Genomic DNA, 22,530 nt, shown 5'->3' with positions numbered 1-22,530 from the left:
CGTTACGTGTTTCGCTTGGCACTTTAGCTCCTTGTTTGACCACCAAAGGAAATGCGTATGTCAGGTTTTCCCGCTGCTCACTTTTGCAAGCGATGCAATAGAGAAACACCACACTCTGAAGTGCTGGTCCGTAAACCAAGTCGTTATGATACGGATAAATCAATTCTTGGAACGTTAAAGCTTTGGGCTCATACCCTGCTGAACGGCGGTCACTATTACGATATGGATCGCTATGTCACCTGTAAGGAATGTGGACACAAAGAGAAGGACAACTGGGGAAAAGAATTTGAGTAGGCACAAAAAAACCGAGCATTAACGCTCGGTTTTTCTTTTATCTTCGTAAGCTTACGCTAGCAGTTCTTTTGCTGTGTTCACTACGTTTTCTACAGTGAAACCAAACATCTCGAACAGTTGGTCAGCTGGCGCAGATTCACCGAATGTTGTCATACCGATGATGCGACCGTCGAAGCCAACGTACTTGTACCAGAAGTCAGCAATGCCCGCTTCTACAGCGATACGAGCTGTTACGTCTGATGGCAGTACTGATTCACGGTAAGCCGCGTCTTGCTTGTCGAATGCATCTGTTGATGGCATTGAAACAACGCGTACTTTCTTACCTTCAGCCGTTAGTTGCTCAGCTGCTTTCACTGCTAGTTCAACTTCAGAACCTGTCGCGATTAGGATTAGCTCAGGCTTGCCATCGCTGTCTTTCAGGATGTAAGCACCTTTCGCGATGTCCGCTACTTGCTCAGCAGTACGTTCTTGTTGCGCTAGGTTTTGACGAGAGAAGATAAGTGCCGATGGGCCATCTTTACGTTCAATCGCTAGTTTCCATGCTACTGCAGACTCAACTTGGTCACATGGACGCCATGTGCTCATGTTTGGAGTCAGGCGTAGAGATGCCATTTGTTCAACTGGTTGGTGAGTTGGGCCATCTTCGCCAAGACCGATAGAGTCGTGCGTGTAAACTTGGATGTTCTGAACTTTCATCAGAGCAGCCATACGCATAGCGTTACGAGCGTATTCCATGAACATTAGGAATGTTGCGCCGTAAGGAACGAAACCGCCGTGTAGAGCGATACCGTTCATGATCGCAGTCATACCGAATTCACGTACACCGTAGTGGATGTAGTTACCAGAGAAGTCGTTTGCTTCTAGAGACTTAGAACCAGACCACATGGTTAGGTTAGAAGGCGCTAGGTCAGCAGAGCCGCCCATGAATTCTGGAAGCATTTGACCAAACGCTTCTAGTGCGTTTTGAGATGCTTTACGTGATGCGATGTTTGCTGGGTTAGCTTGAAGGTCAGCAATGATTTGGCTTGTCTTCTCTTCCCATTGTGCAGGAAGTTCGCCGTTTAGACGACGCTTAAGCTCTGCTGCTTCTGCAGGGTAAGCTGCTGCGTACGCTTCGAACTTTGCGTTCCAAGCCGCTTCTTTCTCAGTGCCTGCTGCTTTCGCATCCCACTCAGCGTATACGTCTGCAGGGATTTCAAATGCTGGGTGTTCCCAACCTAGGAATTCACGCGCTGCTGCAATTTCTTCCGCACCTAGTGGCGCACCGTGACAATCGTGAGAACCTGATTTGTTTGGAGAACCAAAACCGATGATAGTTTTAGTACAAATAAGTGTTGGACGAGGGTCTGCTTTCGCCGCTTCGATTGCTGCGTTGATCGCTTCAGAATCGTGACCATCTACAGCAGGGATTACATGCCAGCCGTAAGATTCAAAACGCTTAGGTGTGTCATCAGAGAACCAGCCTTCAACGTGACCGTCGATAGAGATGCCGTTGTCATCCCAGAATGCGATCAGTTTGCCAAGGCCTAGTGTACCTGCAAGAGAACATGCCTCGTGCGAGATACCTTCCATTAGACAGCCGTCGCCCATGAACACGTAAGTGAAGTGGTCAACGATGTCGTGACCTTCTTTGTTGAACTGAGCTGCCAACGCTTTCTCAGCCATTGCCATACCAACAGCGTTAGTGATGCCTTGACCTAGAGGACCTGTTGTTGTCTCGATACCAGGTGCGTAGCCGTACTCTGGGTGACCAGGAGTCTTAGAGTGAAGCTGACGGAAGTTCTTAAGATCGTCGATAGACAGCTCGTAACCGCTCAGGTGCAGTAGAGAGTAAATCAGCATAGAGCCGTGGCCGTTAGACAGTACGAAACGGTCGCGGTCAGCCCACTCTGGGTTAGCTGGGTTGTGGTTTAGGTGAGAACGCCAAAGAACTTCAGCGATATCAGCCATACCCATAGGTGCGCCTGGGTGGCCAGAGTTAGCTTGTTGAACACCATCCATGCTAAGAGCGCGGATTGCATTTGCCAGATGTTTACGAGAAGACATGTCTGCTCCTGAGTGCATTAAGCGAATTGATAAAGGAATGTGGGCACTTTCACTGAGTGAACCAAGTACAAAAGTGCGGGCAATATTCTCTCAGAGCCAAAATCTGACTGCAAACGTTTTACTCACCATTTTTGAGGTTTTAACTCAATCTTTTCGCAGTTAATGGGCAATTTATGAAAAATTCACCCCATCAAAAGCAAACGATTGGGTAATAAGCTAGACGAATTCAAATCGAAAAAGAGCTTGTAATTCGACTGTGGGAAATTAAAATAGACGTCTAGATGTAGAAACACCTACAAACTGTATTGTATTTTTCGTGGCAAGCTTGCGTTAGTTAGCCATGAGTAAACCTTAAGATTGGAGCTATCATGGCTAAGCACCTGTTCACTTCTGAGTCGGTATCAGAAGGTCATCCAGATAAAATCGCAGACCAAATCTCTGACGCAGTTCTTGATGCAATTCTTGAGCAAGACCCAAAAGCACGCGTGGCTTGTGAGACTTACGTTAAAACCGGCATGGTTATGGTTGGTGGTGAAGTAACGACTTCTGCATGGGTTGATATCGAAGAAATCACTCGTGAAACAGTTCGTGAAATTGGTTACGTTCACTCTGACATGGGCTTTGATGCGAACTCGTGTGCGGTTCTAAACACCATCGGTAAGCAGTCTCCAGACATCAACCAAGGCGTTGATAAAGCGGATCCTAAAGAGCAAGGCGCAGGCGACCAAGGCATCATGTTTGGTTACGCAACGAACGAAACTGACATTCTAATGCCAGCTCCAATTACTTACTCTCACCTACTTGTTAAGAAACAAGCTGAAGTTCGTAAGAGCGGTAAACTAGACTTCCTTCGCCCAGATGCGAAATCTCAAGTAACGTTCCAATACGACCAAGGTAAGATTGTTGGTATCGATGCTGTTGTTCTTTCAACTCAGCACTGTGATTCAGTAACAACACCTGACCTACGTGAAGCAGTAATGGAAGAGATCATCAAGCCAGTACTACCTTCAGAGTGGATTACTAAAGACACTAACTTCTTCATCAACCCAACCGGCCGTTTCGTTATCGGTGGTCCAATGGGTGATTGTGGTCTAACTGGTCGTAAAATCATCGTAGATACATACGGCGGCGCAGCTCGTCACGGTGGTGGTGCATTCTCTGGTAAAGATCCATCGAAAGTAGACCGCAGCGCGGCTTACGCAGCACGTTACGTAGCGAAGAACATCGTAGCAGCTGGCATGGCTGACCGTTGTGAAATCCAACTTTCATACGCTATCGGTGTTGCTGATCCAACGTCTATCATGGTTGAAACGTTCGGTACTGAGAAAGTATCACACGAAATCATCATTGAAGCGGTTCGTCAAAACTTCGACCTACGTCCATACGGCCTACAAGAAATGCTTAACCTGCTTCAACCTATCTACAAGCAGACAGCAGCATACGGTCACTTCGGTCGCGAAGAGTTCCCATGGGAAGCTACAGATAAAGCAGCTATCCTACGCGATTTCGCTGGCATCAAGTAATCGAGCCACACAAGAATCGATAAAGCCCTCGCCTCTGGCGGGGGCTTTTTGTTTCTGCCCCCTTCTCTGCCTTCTCACTTTTTCCTTGAACAAAAATTCAGCAATTATTTGTAAATTGCCCCATCTCCGCCAATAGTTAACATAATGTTAAATGCACTTTTCGATGTATATAACGTAAAGAACTATGATGCAGGCTCACGTGGCTAAAAGAGTCATGACAAACGTCAGCCAAACATCTTTATATGGCCTAGGTGCCACCGTGGGAATAAATCAAGGAGGAGTTATGCCTCGTACCGTTAACCCGTCTGACTTCCAGGGTAAACGAAAGGAAGTTCCAGATAATGAATACGCCAGAACCATTCCATGCAATACCGTTAGCTTATCGGCACCATTCCATTGGCTCGCGTTGGGTCTGCATGACTTTGTCCGCATGCCGCTCATCAGTGCCTTTTACGGCATCTGTTTTATGGCTGCTGCGATTGGTATCGTGCTTCTGGTTCAGTGGCAAGGCACGCATCTCGTCGTGATGCCAAGCCTGATTGTTTACATGTTAATCGGCCCTTTCTTAGCGCTCGGATTATATGATGCAAGTTGGGAGAGAGAACGCGGACACAAACCAAGTTTGTTCCATTCAATGAAAGCCATCGGACGAAACTCCAGCTCTCAATGGGCATTTGCTGTGATGCTCGCGGTATGTATGATTTTCTGGATGCGAATTGCTGCCCTGCTCCATGCGCTATACCCCTCAGTACAAGGCGCACCACTGACTGAATTCTTGCCTTTCTTGGTTATTGGCTCAATTGTTGGTTTTGTCTTGGCTTGCGTAGTCTTCAGTATTTCTGCTTTCTCAATACCGCTGATGATGGAGCGCCGTGTCGATATGATGACCGCAGTGTTCACCAGCTTTAACGCAGTGAAATCCAACATCCCAGCGATGATTGTTTGGGCTGCGATTATTTGTGGCGGTATCTTAATCGGCTTTGCGACGTACGGTATTGGTATGCTCTTCACCATGCCAATCTTAGGCTATGGTACATGGCATGCTTACCATGCGACGATTAAGAAAAAACACACGCCTTAGAAAACAGATGTTATGATCCGGCCCTCGCAAACGCGGGGGCTTTTTTATTGAGTAAATGGGGTGAGTTGTGGATATAGAACTGAGCTACAAAGCCAAGCAAGTGATGGCAGATTGCATCGCGATGGCAGAGCAAGCTTTCAAGCGTTCTTTTCCTATTCCTTCTCTTACTTTCAATGTACGTGGCAAAGCGGCGGGTAAAGCGTATTTGCAATTGAATGAAGTCCGTTTGAATCCAAAACTGTTCAGCGAAAATCCACAAGCGTTTATCCAAGAGGTTATTCCTCACGAAGTCGCCCACTTGATTACCTACCAAGTTTACGGTCGCGTTCGCCCACACGGGAAAGAATGGCAAGGTGTTATGGAGGCGGTATTCAAAGTACCAGCCAAAACCACTCACAGCTTTGATGTGGCCTCTGTTCAAGGTAAAACTTTTGAATACCGTTGTGGTTGTATGACCTACCCACTTTCAATTCGTCGTCACAACAAAGTGCAGCGTAAAGAAGCGGTATACTCATGCCAAAAATGCCGCCAACCGCTGAATTTCACGGGAACTCAGCTCTCCTAACAGCACAAATTTCCTACTTTTCTATTCCAGAAAGAGAGACATTCGCTCTCAAAGTGTCTCTTTTTGCCTGTTATTGTTGGTTTGCTCATCACTAAAGCTAATTTGTGCGTGTTAGAATGAATAAAGTCATACTTTATAAAGACTTTAATCATGAAATATCTTTTCTCTTTATTGCTGCTTGCACTTTCTAGTGCAGCGATTGCTGCACCTCCAAGCTCTTTTTCCGCGGCCAAGCGCGAAGCGGTAAAAATCTACGCCGATCACCCAACCAGCTTCTACTGTGGTTGTGACATAAAATGGCAAGGCAAAAAGGGCGTGCCGGATCTCTCTTCTTGTGGCTATCAAGTGCGTAAGCAAGAAAAACGCGCATCACGCATCGAGTGGGAACACGTGGTTCCTGCATGGCAGTTCGGCCACCAGCGTCAGTGTTGGCAAAATGGTGGACGCAAAAACTGCACAAGAAACGACAAAGTCTTCAAATCTATGGAAGCCGATCTCCACAACCTAACTCCAGCTATCGGAGAGGTAAACGGTGACCGCTCTAACTACAACTTCAGTCAGTGGAATGGCATGGATGGCGTCAGCTACGGCCGTTGTGAAATGCAAGTAAACTTTAAGCAACGTAAAGTAATGCCGCCCGATCGCGCACGTGGTTCAATTGCCCGCACTTACTTGTACATGAGCAAAGAATACGGTTTTAAACTTTCGAAGCAGCAAACTCAATTGATGAGTGCTTGGAACAAAACCTATCCAGTAGACAAGTGGGAATGTGAGCGTGATGAACGCATTGCTAAAATTCAAGGCAACCACAACCCATTCGTTCAAGAGGCTTGTCGCGCGCTGTAATTCTTCCCGCAATTACCGCAGTACACCTCCGCTATACGAGGCGTTGTCATTTACTGTAATGGAAACGCCTCTTGCCCCTTGTTTTTTCGCTGGAAAGCATCCATGTTAGTGTCTAAACACTCGCGTATGCAGGAAATCGAAACACAATGCGTATCCCTCGAATTTATCATCCAGAAACCATTCAACAACTTGGCGCTATTGCTCTTAGCGACGATGCAGCTGGCCATATTGGTCGCGTACTTCGCATGAAAGAAGGTCAAGAAGTCCTGCTCTTTGACGGCAGCGGCGCAGAATTCCCAGCAGTCATCAGCGAAGTCAGCAAAAAGAATGTGATGGTTGAGATCTCTGAACGCGTAGAAAGCAGCATTGAATCACCGCTTGACCTTCATCTTGGTCAGGTGATTTCACGTGGCGACAAGATGGAATTCACCATCCAAAAATCCGTAGAGCTTGGCGTAAATACGATTACACCGCTTATCTCTGAACGTTGCGGCGTAAAACTGGATCAAAAACGTTTCGAGAAGAAACTCGCTCAGTGGCAAAAAATCGCGGTCAGTGCCTGTGAGCAATGTGGCCGTAATGTAGTACCTGAAATTCGCCCTATCATGAGCTTAGAAGAGTGGTGTCAGGAAGAATACGATGGCTTGAAGCTTAACCTACACCCACGAGCGAAATACTCAATCAATACCCTGCCAACACCGGTTGAAAAAGTTCGTCTATTGATTGGCCCTGAAGGCGGTCTATCTTCTGACGAAATCGACATGACTCGCGAATACCAATTTGAAGAGACGCTACTCGGCCCTCGCGTTCTGCGCACCGAAACCGCGGCTCTGACAGCAATTACAGCCTTACAAGTTCGTTTCGGCGATCTTGGTTAAAACGGAGAAAAATAATGATCAAACTCGGTATTGTAATGGACCCAATCTCGTCCATTAACATCAAGAAAGACTCTAGCTTTGCCATGATGCTTGAAGCGCAACGCCGCGGCTACGAAATCCACTACATGGAAATGAACGATCTGCACCTCGACCAAGGTAAAGCGATCGCAGACACCAAAGTAGTTGAGCTCAAAGAAGATCCAAACGGCTGGTACGAATTCAAATCTGAGCAGACTATCGAACTGTCTGAGCTTGATGCCGTACTAATGCGTAAAGATCCTCCGTTCGACACTGAGTACATCTACGCAACTTACATCCTTGAGCGCGCTGAAGAGCAAGGTGCACTGATCGTGAACAAGCCACAAAGCCTACGTGACTGTAACGAGAAGCTGTTCACCGCTTGGTTCCCAGAGCTAACGCCAACCACCATCGTGACGCGTAAAGCAGAGAAGATTAAAGCTTTCCGTGAAGAACACGGTGATGTGATCCTAAAACCACTTGATGGTATGGGTGGCGCATCTATCTTCCGCGTGAAAGAGAACGATCCAAACGTATCGGTAATCATCGAGACGCTAACAAACCACGGCCAGAACTACGCAATGGCGCAAACCTTCGTGCCAGACATCAGCAATGGTGATAAGCGTATCCTAGTGGTTGACGGTGAGCCAATGCCTTACTGCCTTGCTCGTATCCCTGCAAAAGGCGAAACGCGTGGTAACCTAGCAGCAGGCGGTACAGGTGAAGCTCGTCCACTTAGCGAAACTGATATGAAGATCGCTCAAGCAGTCGCACCAACACTGAAAGAAAAAGGGCTTATCTTTGTGGGTCTTGACGTGATTGGCGACAAGCTAACAGAAATCAACGTAACGAGCCCAACTTGTATTCGCGAAATCGAAGCAGCTTTTGACATTTCCATCACTGGCAAGCTAATGGACGCAATTGAACGCCGCGTAAAAGGCGAATAACTCAAACTGTATTACAGTTAATAGAGAGCGTTGTGCAGTAACTTAAGCAAACTCATGCACATACCCTAGGGTTGCAAGCATGGTGTTTGCTTAAGTGTTTCTAATAGCCCAATTAAGGTCGAGATGAGAATGAACCTCACAAACCATTTCTTAGTTGCGATGCCGGGAATGAAAGATCCCTACTTCCAGAATAGCGTTATCTACGTCTGTGAACACAACGAAGAGGGCGCGATGGGGTTAATGATCAATGCACCCGTCGATATCACGGTTGGTAACATGCTCAAGCAAGTCGAAGTGCAACCCGTGCACCCTAGATTGTTCGAAGCAAGTTTAGATAGACCCGTCTACAATGGTGGACCTGTTTCTGAAGATCGCGGGTTCATCCTGCACAAACCAAAAGACTACTACGAATCAAGCATTCAAATGACTGATGAGCTCACGGTTACCACGTCTAAAGACATCTTGTCGGTACTCGGTACTGAAGCGGAACCAAGTGATTACCTCGTGGCGCTGGGTTACTCCGGTTGGAGTGCAGGACAGTTAGAAGCTGAGCTAGTAGAGAACTCTTGGTTGACCATTGAGGCGACGCCAGAGATCATCTTTGAGACACCTATCATTGACCGTTGGAAAAAAGCCGTTGAGAAATTGGGCATCGATCCAAGCCAGTTATCTTCCGATGCTGGGCATGCGTAACGCGCTCTCCCGCGACAACTTATTTTTATTGATTTAGATTCGAGACACCTTATGTCACGCACTATTATGGCTTTCGATTTCGGTACCAAGAGCATTGGTAGCGCCATCGGACAAGAAATCACGGGAACCGCATCCCCGCTCAAAGCGTTCAAAGCGAATGACGGCATTCCAAACTGGGATGATATCGAGAAGCAAATTAAAGAGTGGCAACCGGATTTATTGGTCGTTGGCCTGCCTACCGATTTGCACGGTAAAGCTCTAGAAACCATCACACCACGAGCGAAGAAGTTCGCTAATCGCCTACAAGGTCGCTACGGCTTACCCGTTGAATTGCATGATGAGCGCCTATCGACAGCCGAAGCACGCTCAGAGCTATTCAGTATGGGTGGCTACAAAGCACTATCGAAAGGCAATATCGACTGCCAATCAGCGGTCGTGATTCTTGAGAGCTGGTTTGAAAGCCTTTGGGGTGAGTAAACACTTCAAGTACAATGAAAAAAGGTTGGCAGATGCCAACCTTTTTCGTTTCTGGAATGGATTAATCCATATCGATCTTTACGTTCGCCAGCGTACCCGTTGAGAAGCCTTCACCGCGCTGCGTCTTCAACATCAAACGCAGATCGTTAGCTGAATCAGCACTGTGCAAAGCATCCTCTTCACTGATCTTACCTTGCATCACTAGCTTGTAGAGTGACTGGTCAAAGGTCAGCATCCCAAATTCATTCGAGCGTGCCATGGTCGTTTTCAACTCATGCAGGTCACCACGGCGGATCAGATCCGAAACGCGTGGACTGTTTAACAAGATCTCAAACACACCATGACGACCTTGACCGTTCTTATCACGGATCAACTGCTGACCTACCACACCTTTTAAGTTCATCGATAGATCAAACAGGAACTGATCTTTCTGGTCTTTCGGCACCAAGTGCAGAATACGCTCAAGCGCTTGGTTTGCATTGTTGGCGTGCAGTGTCGCCATACACAAGTGGCCCGTCTCAGCAAAGGTCATTGCGTATTCCATCGTTTCTCGGCTACGAATCTCACCAATCAAAATCATGTCTGGCGCTTGACGCAGTGAGTTCTTCAACGCTACTTCATAGCTGTCGGTATCCAAGCCCACTTCACGCTGGGTCACGATACAACGCTTATGCTCGTGCACAAATTCAATCGGGTCTTCTACCGTAAGAATATGCCCCGTTTTATTGCTGTTACGGTAGCCAGTCATCGCGGCCATAGTCGTTGATTTACCAGAACCTGTTGCACCAACCACCAGCACCAAACCACGCTTTGCAATCGCAAGGTCTTGCAGAACCAAAGGAAGTTTAAGTTCTTCAAAAGTCGGAATATTGGTCTCGATACGACGAATCACCGCGCCAGGCAATTCACGTTGGAAGAAGGCACTGACACGGAAACGACCGCAATCACGGACAATGGCAAAGTTCGACTCACGGCTTTTACGAAACTCCTGACGTCGCTCCGGATCCATCGCACTATCGAGTAACACAGCAACATCATTTTCAGTCAGCTTATCGCCTTGCGGGCGCAGTTCGCCATCGACACGAAACAAGATCGGCGCACCAACAGTGATATAGAGATCCGACGCTTTTAACGCCAACATGCCTTCGAGAAATTTATTCAGATCCATCGTCCGTATTCGCTATTACCTGTGTGATTCGTTACGAGAATTGCTGCGCTTCAATTTCAACTTTCTTGTCCACTTCTTCACGCGACACCATGCCTTGCGCCATCAATTGACGAGCATTTTGCTCCATGGTCTGCATGCCGTGCGCCGCACCGGTCTGAATGATCGAGTACATCTGCGCGACTTTATCTTCACGGATAAGGTTTCGGATCGCCGGTGTTGCCATCATGATTTCATGACACGCAATACGACCGCCGCCGTTACGTTTCAAAAGTTTTTGCGCGATAACCGAACGCAGAGATTCCGACAACATCGAGCGCACCATGTCTTTATCGCTCCCCGGGAACACATCGATAATACGGTCGATGGTTTTCGCCGCAGAACTCGTGTGTAGTGTACCGAAAACAAGGTGACCAGTTTCAGCCGCTGTCAGTGCTAGACTGATGGTTTCTTTGTCACGCATCTCACCGACTAGAATCACATCCGGGTCTTCACGCAATGCGCTACGCAGCGCGTTTTGGAAGCTGTGTGTATCACGGTGTACTTCACGTTGGTTGATCAGACACTTATTGTTGTTGTGAACAAATTCAATTGGATCTTCAATTGTTAGGATGTGCTTATTGTGATTACGGTTAATGTAGTCAACAATGGCTGCCAAGGTCGTCGATTTACCAGAACCCGTTGGGCCAGTAACCAGTACCAGACCTTTCTCGGCGTTAGCGATTTTTCTGAAGATCTCTGGAGCTTCTAGCTCTTCCAGTGTTGGAATGCTGCTTGGGATGGTACGGAACACAGCCGCACAACCGCGAGATTGGTTGAAAGCGTTGACACGAAAGCGGCCAACGTTATGCAATTCAAATGAGAAATCGACTTCGAGTTTTTCTTCGAACTCACTGCGCTGCGCATCGTTCATGATTTCAAAAACCAAACGGTGCACTTCTTGGTGTGTAAACGCTGGAATGCCCAGCTTTCTCACATCACCATCAATACGAACCATTGGTGGTACACCTGCAGAAAGATGTAGATCCGAAGCATTATGTTTTACACTAAAATCCAGTAACTCAGTGATATCCATTTAAAATCCTTAAGTCTAAAGTACAGCTATGAGTAGTATTCAACAAAACATTGAACATATCACCTCTCAAATTCGACACGACGAACAAAAATGCGGTCGTTCTCCAGAGTCCGTGCAACTTCTAGCAGTAAGCAAAACTAAACCTGTCGAGGCAATTCTCGAAGCTTACCAAGGTGGCCAGCTGGCATTTGGTGAGAACTACGTCCAAGAGGGCGTCAGTAAAGTTCAGCACTTTGCCGAGCATTATCCAGATAATCGAATCGAATGGCACTTCATTGGTCCTATTCAATCCAATAAATCACGTCCTGTTGCTGAACATTTCGATTGGGTTCACACCGTTGATCGCGCTAAGATCGCTCAACGCCTCAATGACCAACGTCCTAGCGAACTAAAACCGCTGCAAGTTCTGATTCAAGTAAACACCAGTGGTGAAGAATCAAAATCAGGCGTCAGCGATGCAGAAATATTCGAGCTGGCTGAGTTGATTTCTCGCCTTCCAAACCTCACGTTAAGAGGGTTGATGTCGATTCCTGCCAACGTACCAGACTACGAATCACAACTTCGTGCATTTAAGCAACTGGAAGCGCTAAAGCAAAAGCTAGCTCAGCAATACCCTGATGTCGATACGCTATCTATGGGGATGAGCGGCGACATGGATGCAGCAATCGAAGCAGGTAGCACCATGGTGCGCATCGGCACAGCGATTTTTGGCGCGCGCGACTACAGCAAAAAGCAATAAAGCGAATCGTTGTTAGACACTGTGAATTTGAGCCTGACTGCCGTCTCTTTCGGTAGCCAGAATAAAGTGACGCAATTATACACCTGAGCGCACAACAAATTGTAAGAATTTATATTTGGAAATCAGACATATGGAACATAAAAAGATTGCCTTTATCGGCGCGGGAAACATGGTGCGAGCGATTGTTTCTGGCCTTGTAGCAAATGGCTACCCTGCACAGAGCATCATTGCGACCGCCCCATCTGAGACGCGTCGCCAACCTCTTGAGCAAGACTTTGGTATCCGTACCACCAGCGATAACATCGCAGCCGCGACAGAAGCGGATGTTGTGGTATTGTCTGTGAAGCCACAAATGATGGAAGAAGTGTGTAAACCACTGCAATCTATCGACTTCAGCAATAAACTGGTTATCTCTATTGCGGCTGGCATCAGCTGTTCACGTTTGGATGACATGCTAGCGACTAAGCTCAACTTGGTTCGCGTGATGCCAAACACACCCTCGCAACTTGGCTTGGGCATGAGTGGGCTTTACGCGCCTGAATATGTGCAAGAACAAGATAAAGCTTTCGCAGCAGAGCTAATGCAAGCCTGCGGTAAGGTATGCTGGGTTGAACAAGAATCTGGCATCAATAACGTAATTGCAGCGGCAGGCAGCGCACCGGCTTACTTCTTCCTGTTTATGGAAGCGATGCAAGCAGAAGCGATTGCTCAAGGCTTTGATAAAGACACGGCTCGCACGTTGGTTCAGCAAGCAGCACTTGGCGCAGCAAGCATGGTAGTGGAAAATCCAGAAACTGAGCTTTCAACGCTACGCGAGAACGTGACATCAAAAGGTGGCACAACGGCAGAAGCGCTACGTACGTTCAACGAGCACCAACTGTCTGATATTGTGGCAAAAGCAATGCAAGCTGCGGTTGCTCGTGCTGAAGAAATGGAAAAACTGTTTTAATGACTTGAGTGGCACCCACTCTGTGTCACTCACTTACTTGTTAAGGGTACCTTATGAATTCAATGAGTTTTCTCATCTCAACCCTATTTGACCTGTACATCATGGTCGTGATTTTGCGTATTTGGTTGCAAGCTGCTCGTGCAGATTTCTACAACCCATTCTCGCAGTTCATCGTCAAAGCAACCCAACCGGTTGTAGGACCGCTGCGCCGCGTGATCCCATCCATCGGCAGCATCGACCTAGCGACGGTACTGTTTGCTTACGTACTTTGTGTGCTTAAGTTTGTTGCGCTGATCCTGATCGCTTCTAGTGGTTCGGTTTCATTCAGCATGGATTTCCTATTCCTAGGCTTATTGTCTCTGATTAAAGCCGCTGGCGGCTTGTTGTTCTGGGTACTATTGATCCGCGCAATCCTAAGCTGGGTTAGCCAAGGTCGCAGCCCTATCGAGTACGTATTCCATCAACTCACTGAACCAATGCTAGCGCCAATCCGTCGCATCATCCCTGCAATGGGCGGCTTCGACTTGAGCGTGCTTGTGCTGTTCATTGGTCTGCAATTTGCTAACTTCCTGATGGGCGACATGATTGGTCCTATCTGGTACCAACTATAATGTCAGAAGCAGTTTGGCATGATGGCGAGGATGTGGTGCTTCGGCTCTACATCCAACCAAAAGCAAGCCGCGACAAGATCGTCGGCTTGCATGGTGAAGAGCTCAAAATTGCCATCACCGCACCGCCTGTCGATGGTAAAGCGAATGCACACCTAACTAAGTTTTTAGCCAAACAATTTAAAGTTGCTAAAGGTTTGGTTCACATAGAAAAAGGTGAACTGGGACGTCATAAACAAATTCGGATAGAATCCCCAGTACAAATACCAACAGAAATTAAAGCCATCATTTGATGGCTTTTTATTTACGAAATTCGTACCAATAATAAACGCCCGATTCGAGGAAGTGATAATGAGCAAATGGATTACCGCCCTACTGATCAGCCTGTTGTCTTTACCAAGCATGGCTGGTCAGTTCAAAACCATGAAAGACATCGAGGTCCACTACATCGCGTTTAACTCGACCTTTTTAACTCCCAAGATCGCCCGTAGCTACGATATCAAGCGTAATGGCTACAATGCCGTACTGAACATCAGCGTGCTCGATAGTGCCTCTCTGGGTAAACCTGCCGTTGAAGCTAAAATCAGTGGTCAGGCGAAGAACCTTATCGGTCAAACACAAAAGCTCACCTTCCGTGAAGTGAAAGAAGGCGATGCGATTTACTACCTAGCAGAGCTCGGTATTACTAACGAAGAAACTTTTACCTTCGATATTGACGTTAAAGCTGGAAACAAAGGCTCAGGTAAGCTTAAATTCACCCAGAAATTTTATGTCGAAGAGTAATTGGGTTGTGATGATCTAAAAGCTTTTAGAACATCATAACCCCAGAACCAATTTAATCAGGGAGAACACTGCGTTCTCCCTTTATCGCTACAGAAAGAGACGACCATGAAAAAGATAGTGCTAGCAACAGGCAACCAAGGCAAAGTTCGCGAGATGGCAGATTTGCTGTCCGACTTCGGTTTTGAAGTATTGGCGCAAAGTGAATTCAACGTATCTGAAGTAGCAGAAACTGGCACCACTTTCATCGAAAACGCGATCATCAAAGCTCGCCATGCAGCACAAGAAACAGGTCTTCCTGCGATTGCGGACGACTCTGGCTTAGAAGTCGATTTCTTGAGAGGTGCTCCGGGCATTTACTCTGCACGTTACGCAGGTGAAAAAGCCTCTGACCAAGAGAACCTAGAGAAGCTACTTAAAGCAATGGAAGGCGTACCAGAAGCAGAGCGCACCGCTCGTTTCCACTGCGTATTGGTTTTGATGCGTCACGAGAACGATCCAACCCCTATCGTTTGTCACGGTAAGTGGGAAGGTCGCATTCTAACTGAAGCACACGGTGAAAATGGCTTTGGCTACGACCCAATCTTCTTCGTACCTGAAGACAACTGCGCGTCTGCCGAACTTGAGCCAGCACGTAAAAAACAACTGTCTCACCGCGGTAAAGCACTCAAATCGTTGTTTGCTCAACTGTCTGAGCAAGTGTCTCAGTAATCACGAGCGAATTAGACCATGTTAACGCCCCCAGCACTGAGCTTGTATGTACACATCCCGTGGTGTGTACAAAAGTGCCCGTATTGCGATTTTAACTCTCATGCACTCAAAGCCGAGATCCCAGAAGAAGAGTACATCAATGCTCTTCTTGAAGATTTGGATACCGACATTGAGAAATACCGCCTCAGCGAAGCGCCACGTCCCCTGCATTCAATCTTCATTGGTGGTGGTACGCCGAGTTTGATTTCGGCAGAAGGCATCGAGCGTCTGCTTAAGGGCATTGAAGCGCGAATTCCGTTCAAGCCTGAAATCGAAATCACCATGGAAGCCAACCCAGGCACCATCGAAGCTGAGCGTTTTGTTGGCTACCGCAAGGCTGGTGTAACGCGCATTTCTATCGGCGTGCAAAGCTTTGAGCAACAGAAGCTTGAGCGTTTGGGGCGCATTCACGGTCAAGACGAAGCCGTCAATGCTGCTAAGCTGGCACACCAAATCGGTTTGAACAGCTTTAACCTCGATCTCATGCACGGCTTACCTGATCAAAGCATCGAACAAGCCTTAGCAGACTTGGATAAAGCGATTGAGTTGGCGCCGCCGCACTTGTCTTGGTATCAGTTGACCATCGAGCCCAACACCATGTTCTACTACAAGCCACCGACTCTGCCAGATGACGATGACTTGTGGGATATCTTCGAGCAAGGACATGAGAAACTCGCAGCGGCAGGTTACGTTCAGTACGAGATTTCGGGTTACAGCAAGCCGGGCTATCAGTGCCAGCATAACCTGAACTACTGGCGCTTTGGTGACTACCTTGGCATTGGTTGCGGTTCACACGGTAAGCTAAGCTTTGCTGATGGCCGCATCATTCGTACAACTAAGGTCAAGCACCCACGTGGCTATCTAATGGCATACCAAAACATGGTGAAGCCGTACTTGGATAGTGAACAGCTTGTGGCTGATGAAGATCGCCCGTTTGAGTTCTTTATGAACCGTTTCCGCTTAATGGAAGCGTGCCCGAAACAAGACTACATCGATACAACAGGTCTGCCGTTGAGCTCAATTCAAGAGACTATCGATTGGGCGCTTGAGATGGGTTACCTGAGTGAGACAGAGACTCACTGGCAAATTACCGAGAAAGGTAAGCTGTTCCTGAATGACTTGCTTGAAGCCTTTATGGCGGAAGAGGAATAAGAAAGGGAATAGAGATTCGAGAAAAATGATGGAAGGGTTGGCTTTAGGGTCAACCCTTTTGATTGTAAGAACCTTTCTCGAAGCAAAGCGCTCTATAGGATGAAGTCCGTGCTCGCATCTCGCATCTTTCTTCTAAAAAATCGAACGACCAATACGCTCAGCAAGTAGTTCGAGCGCTTTAGTACCAGCGAGTGAGTTACCAGATGCATCAAGCTCTGGAGACCAAACAGCAATCGTCATTTCACCCGGTACGACAGCGATGATGCCACCACCAACACCTGATTTACCCGGCATACCAACGCGGTAAGCAAATTCACCAGCACCATCGTACAAGCCACAAGTTGCGAGCAATGCATTCAACTGCTTGGTTTGCGTTGGTGATACCACAGGCTTACCCGTTTGCACCGACGTGCCTTTATTGGCTAAGTAGCTAAAGGTCTTCGCCAGATCGACACAGCTCATCTTCAATGCACACGCATGGAAGTAGTTTTGCAGAACGGGGATAACCTCGTTCTCGAAGTTACCAAATGAACGCATCAAATACGCGATCGCAGCGTTACGGTCACCATGCATCATTTCAGAAGCTGCAACCACTTTGTCGTACACGATATGAGTGTCACCAGATAGCTGACGAGCAAATTCCAATAGACGCTGACGAGGCGCAGAGAGACGGCTTTGCAGCAAATCAGCAACCACAATAGCACCAGCGTTAATGAACGGGTTACGTGGAATGCCCTGCTCCATCTCTAACTGGATCATCGAGTTAAACGCCTGACCAGAAGGCTCTTTACCTACACGACACCAGATCTCTTCTTGCTTGTACAAGCACATTGCCAGAGTCAGACTCAACGCTTTTGAGATCGACTGAATCGAAAACGACTCTTCTGCATCGCCCGCTTTAATCACTTCACCTTCATTGGTGTATACCGCAATACCCAGTTTGGTATTGGGTACTTTTGCCAATGCGGGAATGTAGTCGGCGACTTTGCCTTGACCAATTAAAGGGCGAACTTCCGCTAGAATGTCTGTCAAAATTTGCGCTGTAGGTTTCATCTTCTACCTTCTTGTCACAAGAACCCAAATAGCTGAGTTCAGAGGTAAAAAAAGCCAACGCGGACGTTGGCTTTTCCATGGAATTTATTCGACTCAAGTCGATTATGGTTTTATTGCCACAATGATGTTGCGGTTGATGGATTGATCAACACGGTGAAGATAACCGATGTAAGGCTCTTCTGAAAGTACCTTCCACCCTTGCTCTTCAAATAATGCCGCCACGTCTTTCCACTTCAAAGTGAATTCGTTGAAAGACAGCACCACAGAACCCTGTTTCTTCAGAACCACTTTCCATGCAGGCAGAGCCTCTTTTAGAAGCTCCAATGGGCTGCGGTTCAGCTTACTGTCTTTGGCATTTTTGCTGCCGTGCTGCACGCCGTAAGGCAAGTCAGACACCATCACATCTACCGAGTTCTTCTTCACAACTTGATCTGCAATACGCGTATCTGCTGAGTACAACTTCATAGTTTGAAGATTACCTTTGTTGTAATCGTCTTTGTCTGCTGCAGCCTCAACCACGAAACCATCTGCCACTTTTTTACCACCAGAAGTGCGCTTTTCTTTGCTCACTTTGTGCTTAAAGCGACCGTTCTTCATGAACTTAACGATGAAGGTTTGGATCTCTTGAACCCATTTCTGGTTGATCTCAACACCCACAACGTTCAAGCCGTGGATCAAACCTTCAAACAGTGTTGTACCTTTACCACACATAGGATCCATCAGCGTCAATTTCGCACTGCCCGTGTTGGCAGCACTGACGCCTAGGTTCACCATCAAACGCGTAAACTGCTCGTTTGTTTTACCTGTGTAACGCAGGATCTGACTCATGCTCTCAGGGAAAGTATTGAATGCAGGCGCCTGAATTGGACGTAATAAGCCATCTTCACGCACTTCAAATAGCGCGTAGTAGATAGATGACGCAGCAATCTTGCCAGCCTGTGCTTCACTCAGTTCAGTTTCGCAAGAGAACACAAGTGCAGCAGGCAGACCTACGTCTTTGTTGCCAATTTCAGTTACTTCAACACCTTCCGACGCCAAAATCGCTTTCAGCTCAGAACATGCAATCGTCATTGCGCTATCAAAGTAAATACGGTTATGACCCGGATTCGCTAATATCGCGTAGTGGTACATCTACTGGCTCCTTAAGCAGTACGCTTGAATTTGATATCCCACACACCGTGACCTAGACGGTGACCGCGAGCTTCAAATTTAGTCAGTGGACGTTCTTCTGGACGAGGAATGAAGTCGCCTTCTTCAGCGATGTTTTCGAAACCAGGTGCTTGGTTCATGATTTCAATCATGTGCTCAGCGTAGTTTTCCCAGTCTGTCGCCATGTGGAAGATACCTTCATTAAGGATAAGCTTCTGACGAACCATTTCAGCGAACTCAAGCTGTACGATACGACGCTTGTGGTGACGCTTTTTGTGCCATGGGTCTGGGAAGAACAGTTGTAGCGTTGCTAGGCTGCCATTTGGGATCATGTGTTCGAATACTTCTACCGCATCGTGACACATTACACGTAGGTTCGTGATACCTGCTTCGCGAGCATCTGCAAGACAAGCACCAACGCCTGGACTATGCACTTCGATACCGATGAAGTTTTTCTCTGGCGCGTTCTTTGCCATTTCAACCAATGAAGCACCCATACCAAAACCGATCTCAAGCACTACTGGGTTATCGTTGCCAAATACTTCTTTCCAATCAAGAAGTTCAGCTTTGTAGTCGATACCCATTGTTGGCCAGCATTCGTTCATCGCATTTTCTTGGCCCTTAGTTAGACGACCTTCGCGACGCACGAAACTGCGGATTTTACGGATCATTTTACCGTCTTCGTTGTATTCGTTAGTGGTTACTTCACTCATTGATTTTGCCTGCACATTGATTAATCAAAGCGGGGATTATCCAAAGAATTCACTTAGGTGCAAGTATTTGTTGAGCTATCGGACTATGGCAGCCCAAAAGCAAACAAACCAGACACAATATCCCCACAGTTTATCTGTTGTACTTACACCACAATCTGTGGTGCAATTTTGCTCCTAACCAATAATAGAATACAGAGCAAGTCGTGACACCTTTCGCCAGTGCCATCTTAGAATGGTATGACGCATATGGAAGAAAAGATCTTCCGTGGCAACAAAACAAGACCGCTTATAGTGTCTGGTTGTCTGAAATCATGCTTCAGCAAACTCAGGTCACTACGGTTATCCCTTATTACCAACGCTTTTTGGAGCGCTTCCCGACCGTGGTCGATCTTGCCAATGCTGAGCAAGATGAAGTGCTGCACCTTTGGACCGGCTTGGGTTATTACGCACGTGCTCGTAACCTTCATAAAGCCGCAAAAGAGGTCGCCCATAAATACAATGGTGAGTTTCCTCTAGACCTAGAGCAGATGAATGCCCTACCGGGGATTGGTCGCTCCACCGCCGCTGCGGTTCTTTCGTCTGTCTATAAACAGCCACATGCGATATTAGACGGCAACGTAAAGCGCACACTTTCACGCTGTTTTGCCGTGGATGGATGGCCTGGACAAAAGAAAGTCGAAAACCAATTGTGGGAAATCGCAGAAACGCACACGCCACAAACCGACGTCGACAAGTACAATCAAGCCATGATGGATATGGGTGCCATGATGTGTACCCGCAGCAAGCCTAAATGCACCTTGTGTCCAGTCAACGATCTTTGTGTGGCAAAAAAACAAGGTAATGTGCTTGATTATCCGGGTAAGAAGCCGAAAAAAGACAAACCGGTTAAGCAAACACGTTTCGTTATGCTGCATCACAAAAATGGTGATAGTCACGAAGTATGGCTAGAACAAAGACCGCAGACGGGAATTTGGGGCGGGCTATTTTGCTTTCCACAAACTGAGCATATTGATGTTGAAAGTGATATTGAATTGCTACTGGAACAACGTGGTATTCAAGCCGACGATATTAAACATCAAGAAACTCTGATTACGTTTCGTCATACATTCAGCCATTACCATCTCGATATCACACCGATTTTGATTGACCTGTCAAAGCAACCCAATGTGGTGATGGAAGGTAACAAAGGTCTTTGGTATAACTTATCTAAACCTGAAGAAGTCGGTTTAGCTGCACCAGTAAAACTGCTACTGGAAGCGCTACCCCACGAACTTCGTTAATTAATTGCAAGGAGTCATTATGAGCCGCACTGTTTTTTGTGCTCGACTAAAGAAAGAAGGCGAAGGTCTAGACTTTCAACTTTACCCAGGTGAACTAGGTAAACGCATTTTCGATAACATCTCGAAAGAAGCTTGGGCTCAATGGCAACAGAAACAAACCATGTTGATCAACGAGAAGAAGCTCAACATGATGGATCCAGAGCACCGTAAACAGCTTGAAACAGAAATGGTGAACTTCCTTTTCGAAGGCAAAGAGGTTCACATTGAGGGCTACACGCCACCAAGCGAATAAAGCAAACTTGTTTTAAAACAATGACATCACAACCAAACTTGTGGTGTCATTTTTATATTAGAGACCACAAAGCCATCTCAATAGTTATGAAAAAAATCGCCTTTATCGCTACTGCCCTTTTAATGGCAGGTTGTAGCCGTGAGTTCGTAGAAAAGATTTATGACGTCGATTACGAGCCGACCAACCGTTTTGCCAACAATCTAGCAGAACTGCCAGGACAGTTTGAAAAAGACACCGATGCCTTAGATTCACTGATCAGTAGCTTCTCTGGCAACATCAAAAAGCGATGGGGTCAACGCGAAGTTAAAGTCGCGGGTAAAAGCAATTACGTCAAATATATCGATAACTATTTGAGCCGTGCCGAAGTCGATTTCCAAAAAGGTGTGATTACTATCGAGACGGTTTCTCCAACCGAACCACAAAAACACCTCAAGAACGCTATCATCACAACCCTTTTGACACCAGACGATCCAGCCAGTGTCGATCTATTCTCCTCTAAAGAGATCAAACTGGAAGGCCAGCCCTTTCTTTACAATCAAGTCGTTGATCAAGACAAAAAGCCCATTCAATGGTCATGGCGCGCAAATCGTTTTGCCGATTACTTGATTGCTAACCAAGTCAAAACCAAAGATGTCGATTTCAAGAAAGCCTACTACGTTGAAATCCCAATGGTAGAAGATCACTTCTCACAACGTAGTTACCAATACGCAGACATCGTGCGTCGCGCCTCGAAGAAATACGATATTCCTGAAGATCTGATTTACGCCATCATCAAAACCGAAAGTAGCTTTAACCCGTATGCAGTAAGCTGGGCAAATGCGTATGGATTGATGCAGGTTGTACCAAAAACAGCAGGGCGTGACGTATTTAAGCTGGTGAAGAATCGTTCGGGACAACCAAGCCCTGAGTATTTGTTTAATCCAGAAAACAACATTGATACCGGAACGGCTTACTTTTACATCCTTAAAAACCGTTATTTGAAAGATGTACAACACCCAACCTCGTTGGAATACAGCATGATTTCTGCTTACAACGGCGGAACTGGTGGTGTTTTGAACACTTTCCACCGCACAGATCGCAAACGCGCCATGCAAGATTTGAATTCTTTGCAACCAAACCAAGTTTATTGGGCGCTAACCAAGAAACATCCGAATGCAGAAGCACGCCGTTACCTAGAAAAAGTTACAAATTTCAAAAAGGAATTTAACGCAGGATAAACTTTTTACCGACAGTTGAATAAAAAGCGTTCGAACAACCACTTTTTTGAAATTATTTAAAAAAAGTGGTTGACGAAAAGCGGGAAAATCCGTTTAATAGCGCTCCGTTGCCCGGATAGCTCAGTCGGTAGAGCAGAGGATTGAAAATCCTCGTGTCGGTGGTTCGATTCCGCCTCCGGGCACCACGATTTAAAATTGTTGGTGCTTAGCACGAACAGTTAAAAAGAAAACGGTACGCCG

At 46.8% G+C, this 22,530-nt stretch carries 25 protein-coding genes and 1 tRNA gene; 20 read left to right on the top strand and 6 right to left on the bottom strand.

All coding sequences use genetic code 11. From position 1 onward, the window contains the following. Window positions 1-57: 57 nt before the first annotated feature. Entirely contained in the window at window positions 58-294 is a 237-nt protein-coding gene (locus KIT90_RS18140; RefSeq protein ID WP_005534899.1) for a hypothetical protein, read from the top strand. Window positions 295-345: 51 nt separating this feature from the next. Here the strand turns inward: KIT90_RS18140 and tkt are convergent, their stop codons facing one another. After that, window positions 346-2,340 (bottom strand): transketolase, encoded by a 1,995-nt coding sequence (gene tkt / locus KIT90_RS18135; protein ID WP_045480184.1) that lies wholly within the window; start codon window positions 2,338-2,340, stop codon window positions 346-348. Window positions 2,341-2,708: 368 nt separating this feature from the next. Here tkt and metK point away from each other — a divergent pair, with 368 nt between their 5' ends. From metK to ruvX, 8 genes are all read left to right on the top strand, one after another. Continuing rightward, the gene (gene metK / locus KIT90_RS18130) at window positions 2,709-3,863 is read left to right on the top strand and encodes a methionine adenosyltransferase (protein WP_078608169.1); all 1,155 of its coding nucleotides are present in this window, start codon (window positions 2,709-2,711) and stop codon (window positions 3,861-3,863) included. Window positions 3,864-4,146: 283 nt separating this feature from the next. Further along, complete coding sequence (locus KIT90_RS18125) at window positions 4,147-4,944, top strand: DUF2189 domain-containing protein (RefSeq protein ID WP_009705547.1); 798 nt, start codon at window positions 4,147-4,149, stop codon at window positions 4,942-4,944. Window positions 4,945-5,011: 67 nt separating this feature from the next. Further along, on the top strand, window positions 5,012-5,509 hold the full coding sequence (locus KIT90_RS18120) for a SprT family zinc-dependent metalloprotease (RefSeq protein WP_005436498.1): 498 nt from the start codon (window positions 5,012-5,014) through the stop codon (window positions 5,507-5,509). 150 nt (window positions 5,510-5,659) lie between these two features. Further along, window positions 5,660-6,355: a deoxyribonuclease I gene (endA, locus tag KIT90_RS18115; RefSeq protein WP_050919060.1), complete on the top strand. Its 696-nt coding sequence runs from the start codon at window positions 5,660-5,662 to the stop codon at window positions 6,353-6,355. Between the two features lie 146 nt (window positions 6,356-6,501). Further along, window positions 6,502-7,233 (top strand): 16S rRNA (uracil(1498)-N(3))-methyltransferase, encoded by a 732-nt coding sequence (gene rsmE / locus KIT90_RS18110; protein WP_005436502.1) that lies wholly within the window; start codon window positions 6,502-6,504, stop codon window positions 7,231-7,233. Between the two features lie 14 nt (window positions 7,234-7,247). Further along, window positions 7,248-8,198 (top strand): glutathione synthase, encoded by a 951-nt coding sequence (gshB, locus tag KIT90_RS18105; protein WP_005425823.1) that lies wholly within the window; start codon window positions 7,248-7,250, stop codon window positions 8,196-8,198. Window positions 8,199-8,327: 129 nt separating this feature from the next. Next, window positions 8,328-8,891, top strand: a complete 564-nt coding sequence (locus KIT90_RS18100) for a YqgE/AlgH family protein (protein ID WP_005436504.1) — start codon at window positions 8,328-8,330, stop codon at window positions 8,889-8,891. 51 nt (window positions 8,892-8,942) lie between these two features. Further along, window positions 8,943-9,368 (top strand): Holliday junction resolvase RuvX, encoded by a 426-nt coding sequence (gene ruvX / locus KIT90_RS18095; RefSeq protein WP_005436506.1) that lies wholly within the window; start codon window positions 8,943-8,945, stop codon window positions 9,366-9,368. A 61-nt stretch (window positions 9,369-9,429) separates the two neighbouring features. On the opposite strand, the gene KIT90_RS18090 is transcribed toward ruvX, so the two are convergent. Beyond that, complete coding sequence (locus KIT90_RS18090) at window positions 9,430-10,536, bottom strand: PilT/PilU family type 4a pilus ATPase (protein ID WP_005436509.1); 1,107 nt, start codon at window positions 10,534-10,536, stop codon at window positions 9,430-9,432. Between the two features lie 31 nt (window positions 10,537-10,567). Beyond that, window positions 10,568-11,608 carry a type IV pilus twitching motility protein PilT gene (locus tag KIT90_RS18085; protein WP_005436511.1) on the bottom strand — a complete coding sequence of 347 codons (1,041 nt, stop codon included), beginning with the start codon at window positions 11,606-11,608 and terminating at the stop codon, window positions 10,568-10,570. Window positions 11,609-11,636: 28 nt separating this feature from the next. Between KIT90_RS18085 and KIT90_RS18080 the strand changes: the two genes are divergently transcribed. The 7 genes from KIT90_RS18080 (at window position 11,637) to hemW (ending at window position 16,586) form a co-directional block, all read left to right on the top strand. Continuing rightward, window positions 11,637-12,347 carry a YggS family pyridoxal phosphate-dependent enzyme gene (locus KIT90_RS18080; protein ID WP_009705542.1) on the top strand — a complete coding sequence of 237 codons (711 nt, stop codon included), beginning with the start codon at window positions 11,637-11,639 and terminating at the stop codon, window positions 12,345-12,347. A gap of 130 nt (window positions 12,348-12,477) precedes the next feature. After that, a complete protein-coding gene (gene proC / locus KIT90_RS18075) occupies window positions 12,478-13,296 on the top strand; it encodes a pyrroline-5-carboxylate reductase (RefSeq protein ID WP_020197220.1) in 819 nt (272 codons plus the stop codon). A 53-nt stretch (window positions 13,297-13,349) separates the two neighbouring features. Next, window positions 13,350-13,907, top strand: coding sequence for a YggT family protein (locus tag KIT90_RS18070; RefSeq protein WP_005425806.1), 558 nt, complete (start codon window positions 13,350-13,352; stop codon window positions 13,905-13,907). After that, window positions 13,907-14,197 (top strand): DUF167 family protein YggU, encoded by a 291-nt coding sequence (gene yggU / locus KIT90_RS18065; RefSeq protein WP_005425805.1) that lies wholly within the window; start codon window positions 13,907-13,909, stop codon window positions 14,195-14,197. The genes KIT90_RS18070 and yggU overlap by 1 nt, the downstream gene beginning before the upstream one ends. Window positions 14,198-14,255: 58 nt before the next feature. Further along, window positions 14,256-14,687 (top strand): DUF4426 domain-containing protein, encoded by a 432-nt coding sequence (locus tag KIT90_RS18060; protein ID WP_005425804.1) that lies wholly within the window; start codon window positions 14,256-14,258, stop codon window positions 14,685-14,687. A 105-nt stretch (window positions 14,688-14,792) separates the two neighbouring features. Further along, a complete protein-coding gene (locus tag KIT90_RS18055; RefSeq protein ID WP_285377903.1) occupies window positions 14,793-15,395 on the top strand; it encodes an XTP/dITP diphosphatase in 603 nt (200 codons plus the stop codon). 18 nt (window positions 15,396-15,413) lie between these two features. Then, the gene (gene hemW, locus KIT90_RS18050) at window positions 15,414-16,586 is read left to right on the top strand and encodes a radical SAM family heme chaperone HemW (RefSeq protein ID WP_285377902.1); all 1,173 of its coding nucleotides are present in this window, start codon (window positions 15,414-15,416) and stop codon (window positions 16,584-16,586) included. A gap of 132 nt (window positions 16,587-16,718) precedes the next feature. Here the strand turns inward: hemW and glsB are convergent, their stop codons facing one another. The 3 genes from glsB to trmB all read right to left on the bottom strand — a co-directional run bounded on the left by glsB (window position 16,719) and on the right by trmB (window position 19,501). Next, window positions 16,719-17,639 (bottom strand): glutaminase B, encoded by a 921-nt coding sequence (glsB, locus tag KIT90_RS18045; protein WP_005425799.1) that lies wholly within the window; start codon window positions 17,637-17,639, stop codon window positions 16,719-16,721. A 102-nt stretch (window positions 17,640-17,741) separates the two neighbouring features. Then, a complete protein-coding gene (locus KIT90_RS18040) occupies window positions 17,742-18,770 on the bottom strand; it encodes a TRM11 family methyltransferase (RefSeq protein WP_045389737.1) in 1,029 nt (342 codons plus the stop codon). 11 nt (window positions 18,771-18,781) lie between these two features. Next, complete coding sequence (gene trmB / locus KIT90_RS18035) at window positions 18,782-19,501, bottom strand: tRNA (guanosine(46)-N7)-methyltransferase TrmB (RefSeq protein ID WP_005449665.1); 720 nt, start codon at window positions 19,499-19,501, stop codon at window positions 18,782-18,784. A 203-nt stretch (window positions 19,502-19,704) separates the two neighbouring features. Here trmB and mutY point away from each other — a divergent pair, with 203 nt between their 5' ends. The 4 genes from mutY to KIT90_RS18015 all read left to right on the top strand — a co-directional run bounded on the left by mutY (window position 19,705) and on the right by KIT90_RS18015 (window position 22,475). Continuing rightward, the gene (gene mutY / locus KIT90_RS18030) at window positions 19,705-20,781 is read left to right on the top strand and encodes an A/G-specific adenine glycosylase (protein ID WP_285377901.1); all 1,077 of its coding nucleotides are present in this window, start codon (window positions 19,705-19,707) and stop codon (window positions 20,779-20,781) included. A gap of 19 nt (window positions 20,782-20,800) precedes the next feature. Then, window positions 20,801-21,073, top strand: coding sequence for an oxidative damage protection protein (locus KIT90_RS18025; RefSeq protein WP_005436530.1), 273 nt, complete (start codon window positions 20,801-20,803; stop codon window positions 21,071-21,073). Window positions 21,074-21,159: 86 nt separating this feature from the next. Beyond that, on the top strand, window positions 21,160-22,290 hold the full coding sequence (gene mltC / locus KIT90_RS18020; RefSeq protein WP_009705536.1) for a membrane-bound lytic murein transglycosylase MltC: 1,131 nt from the start codon (window positions 21,160-21,162) through the stop codon (window positions 22,288-22,290). A gap of 109 nt (window positions 22,291-22,399) precedes the next feature. Beyond that, window positions 22,400-22,475: transfer RNA gene (locus KIT90_RS18015), tRNA-Phe, on the top strand. Window positions 22,476-22,530 lie beyond the last annotated feature (55 nt).

This window comes from Vibrio sp. B172a, from assembly GCF_030248355.1.
Lineage (GTDB): Bacteria > Pseudomonadota > Gammaproteobacteria > Enterobacterales > Vibrionaceae > Vibrio > Vibrio owensii.
Note: the sequence above shows the minus strand (reverse complement) of the source record. Positions and strands in the feature narration are given on the sequence as shown.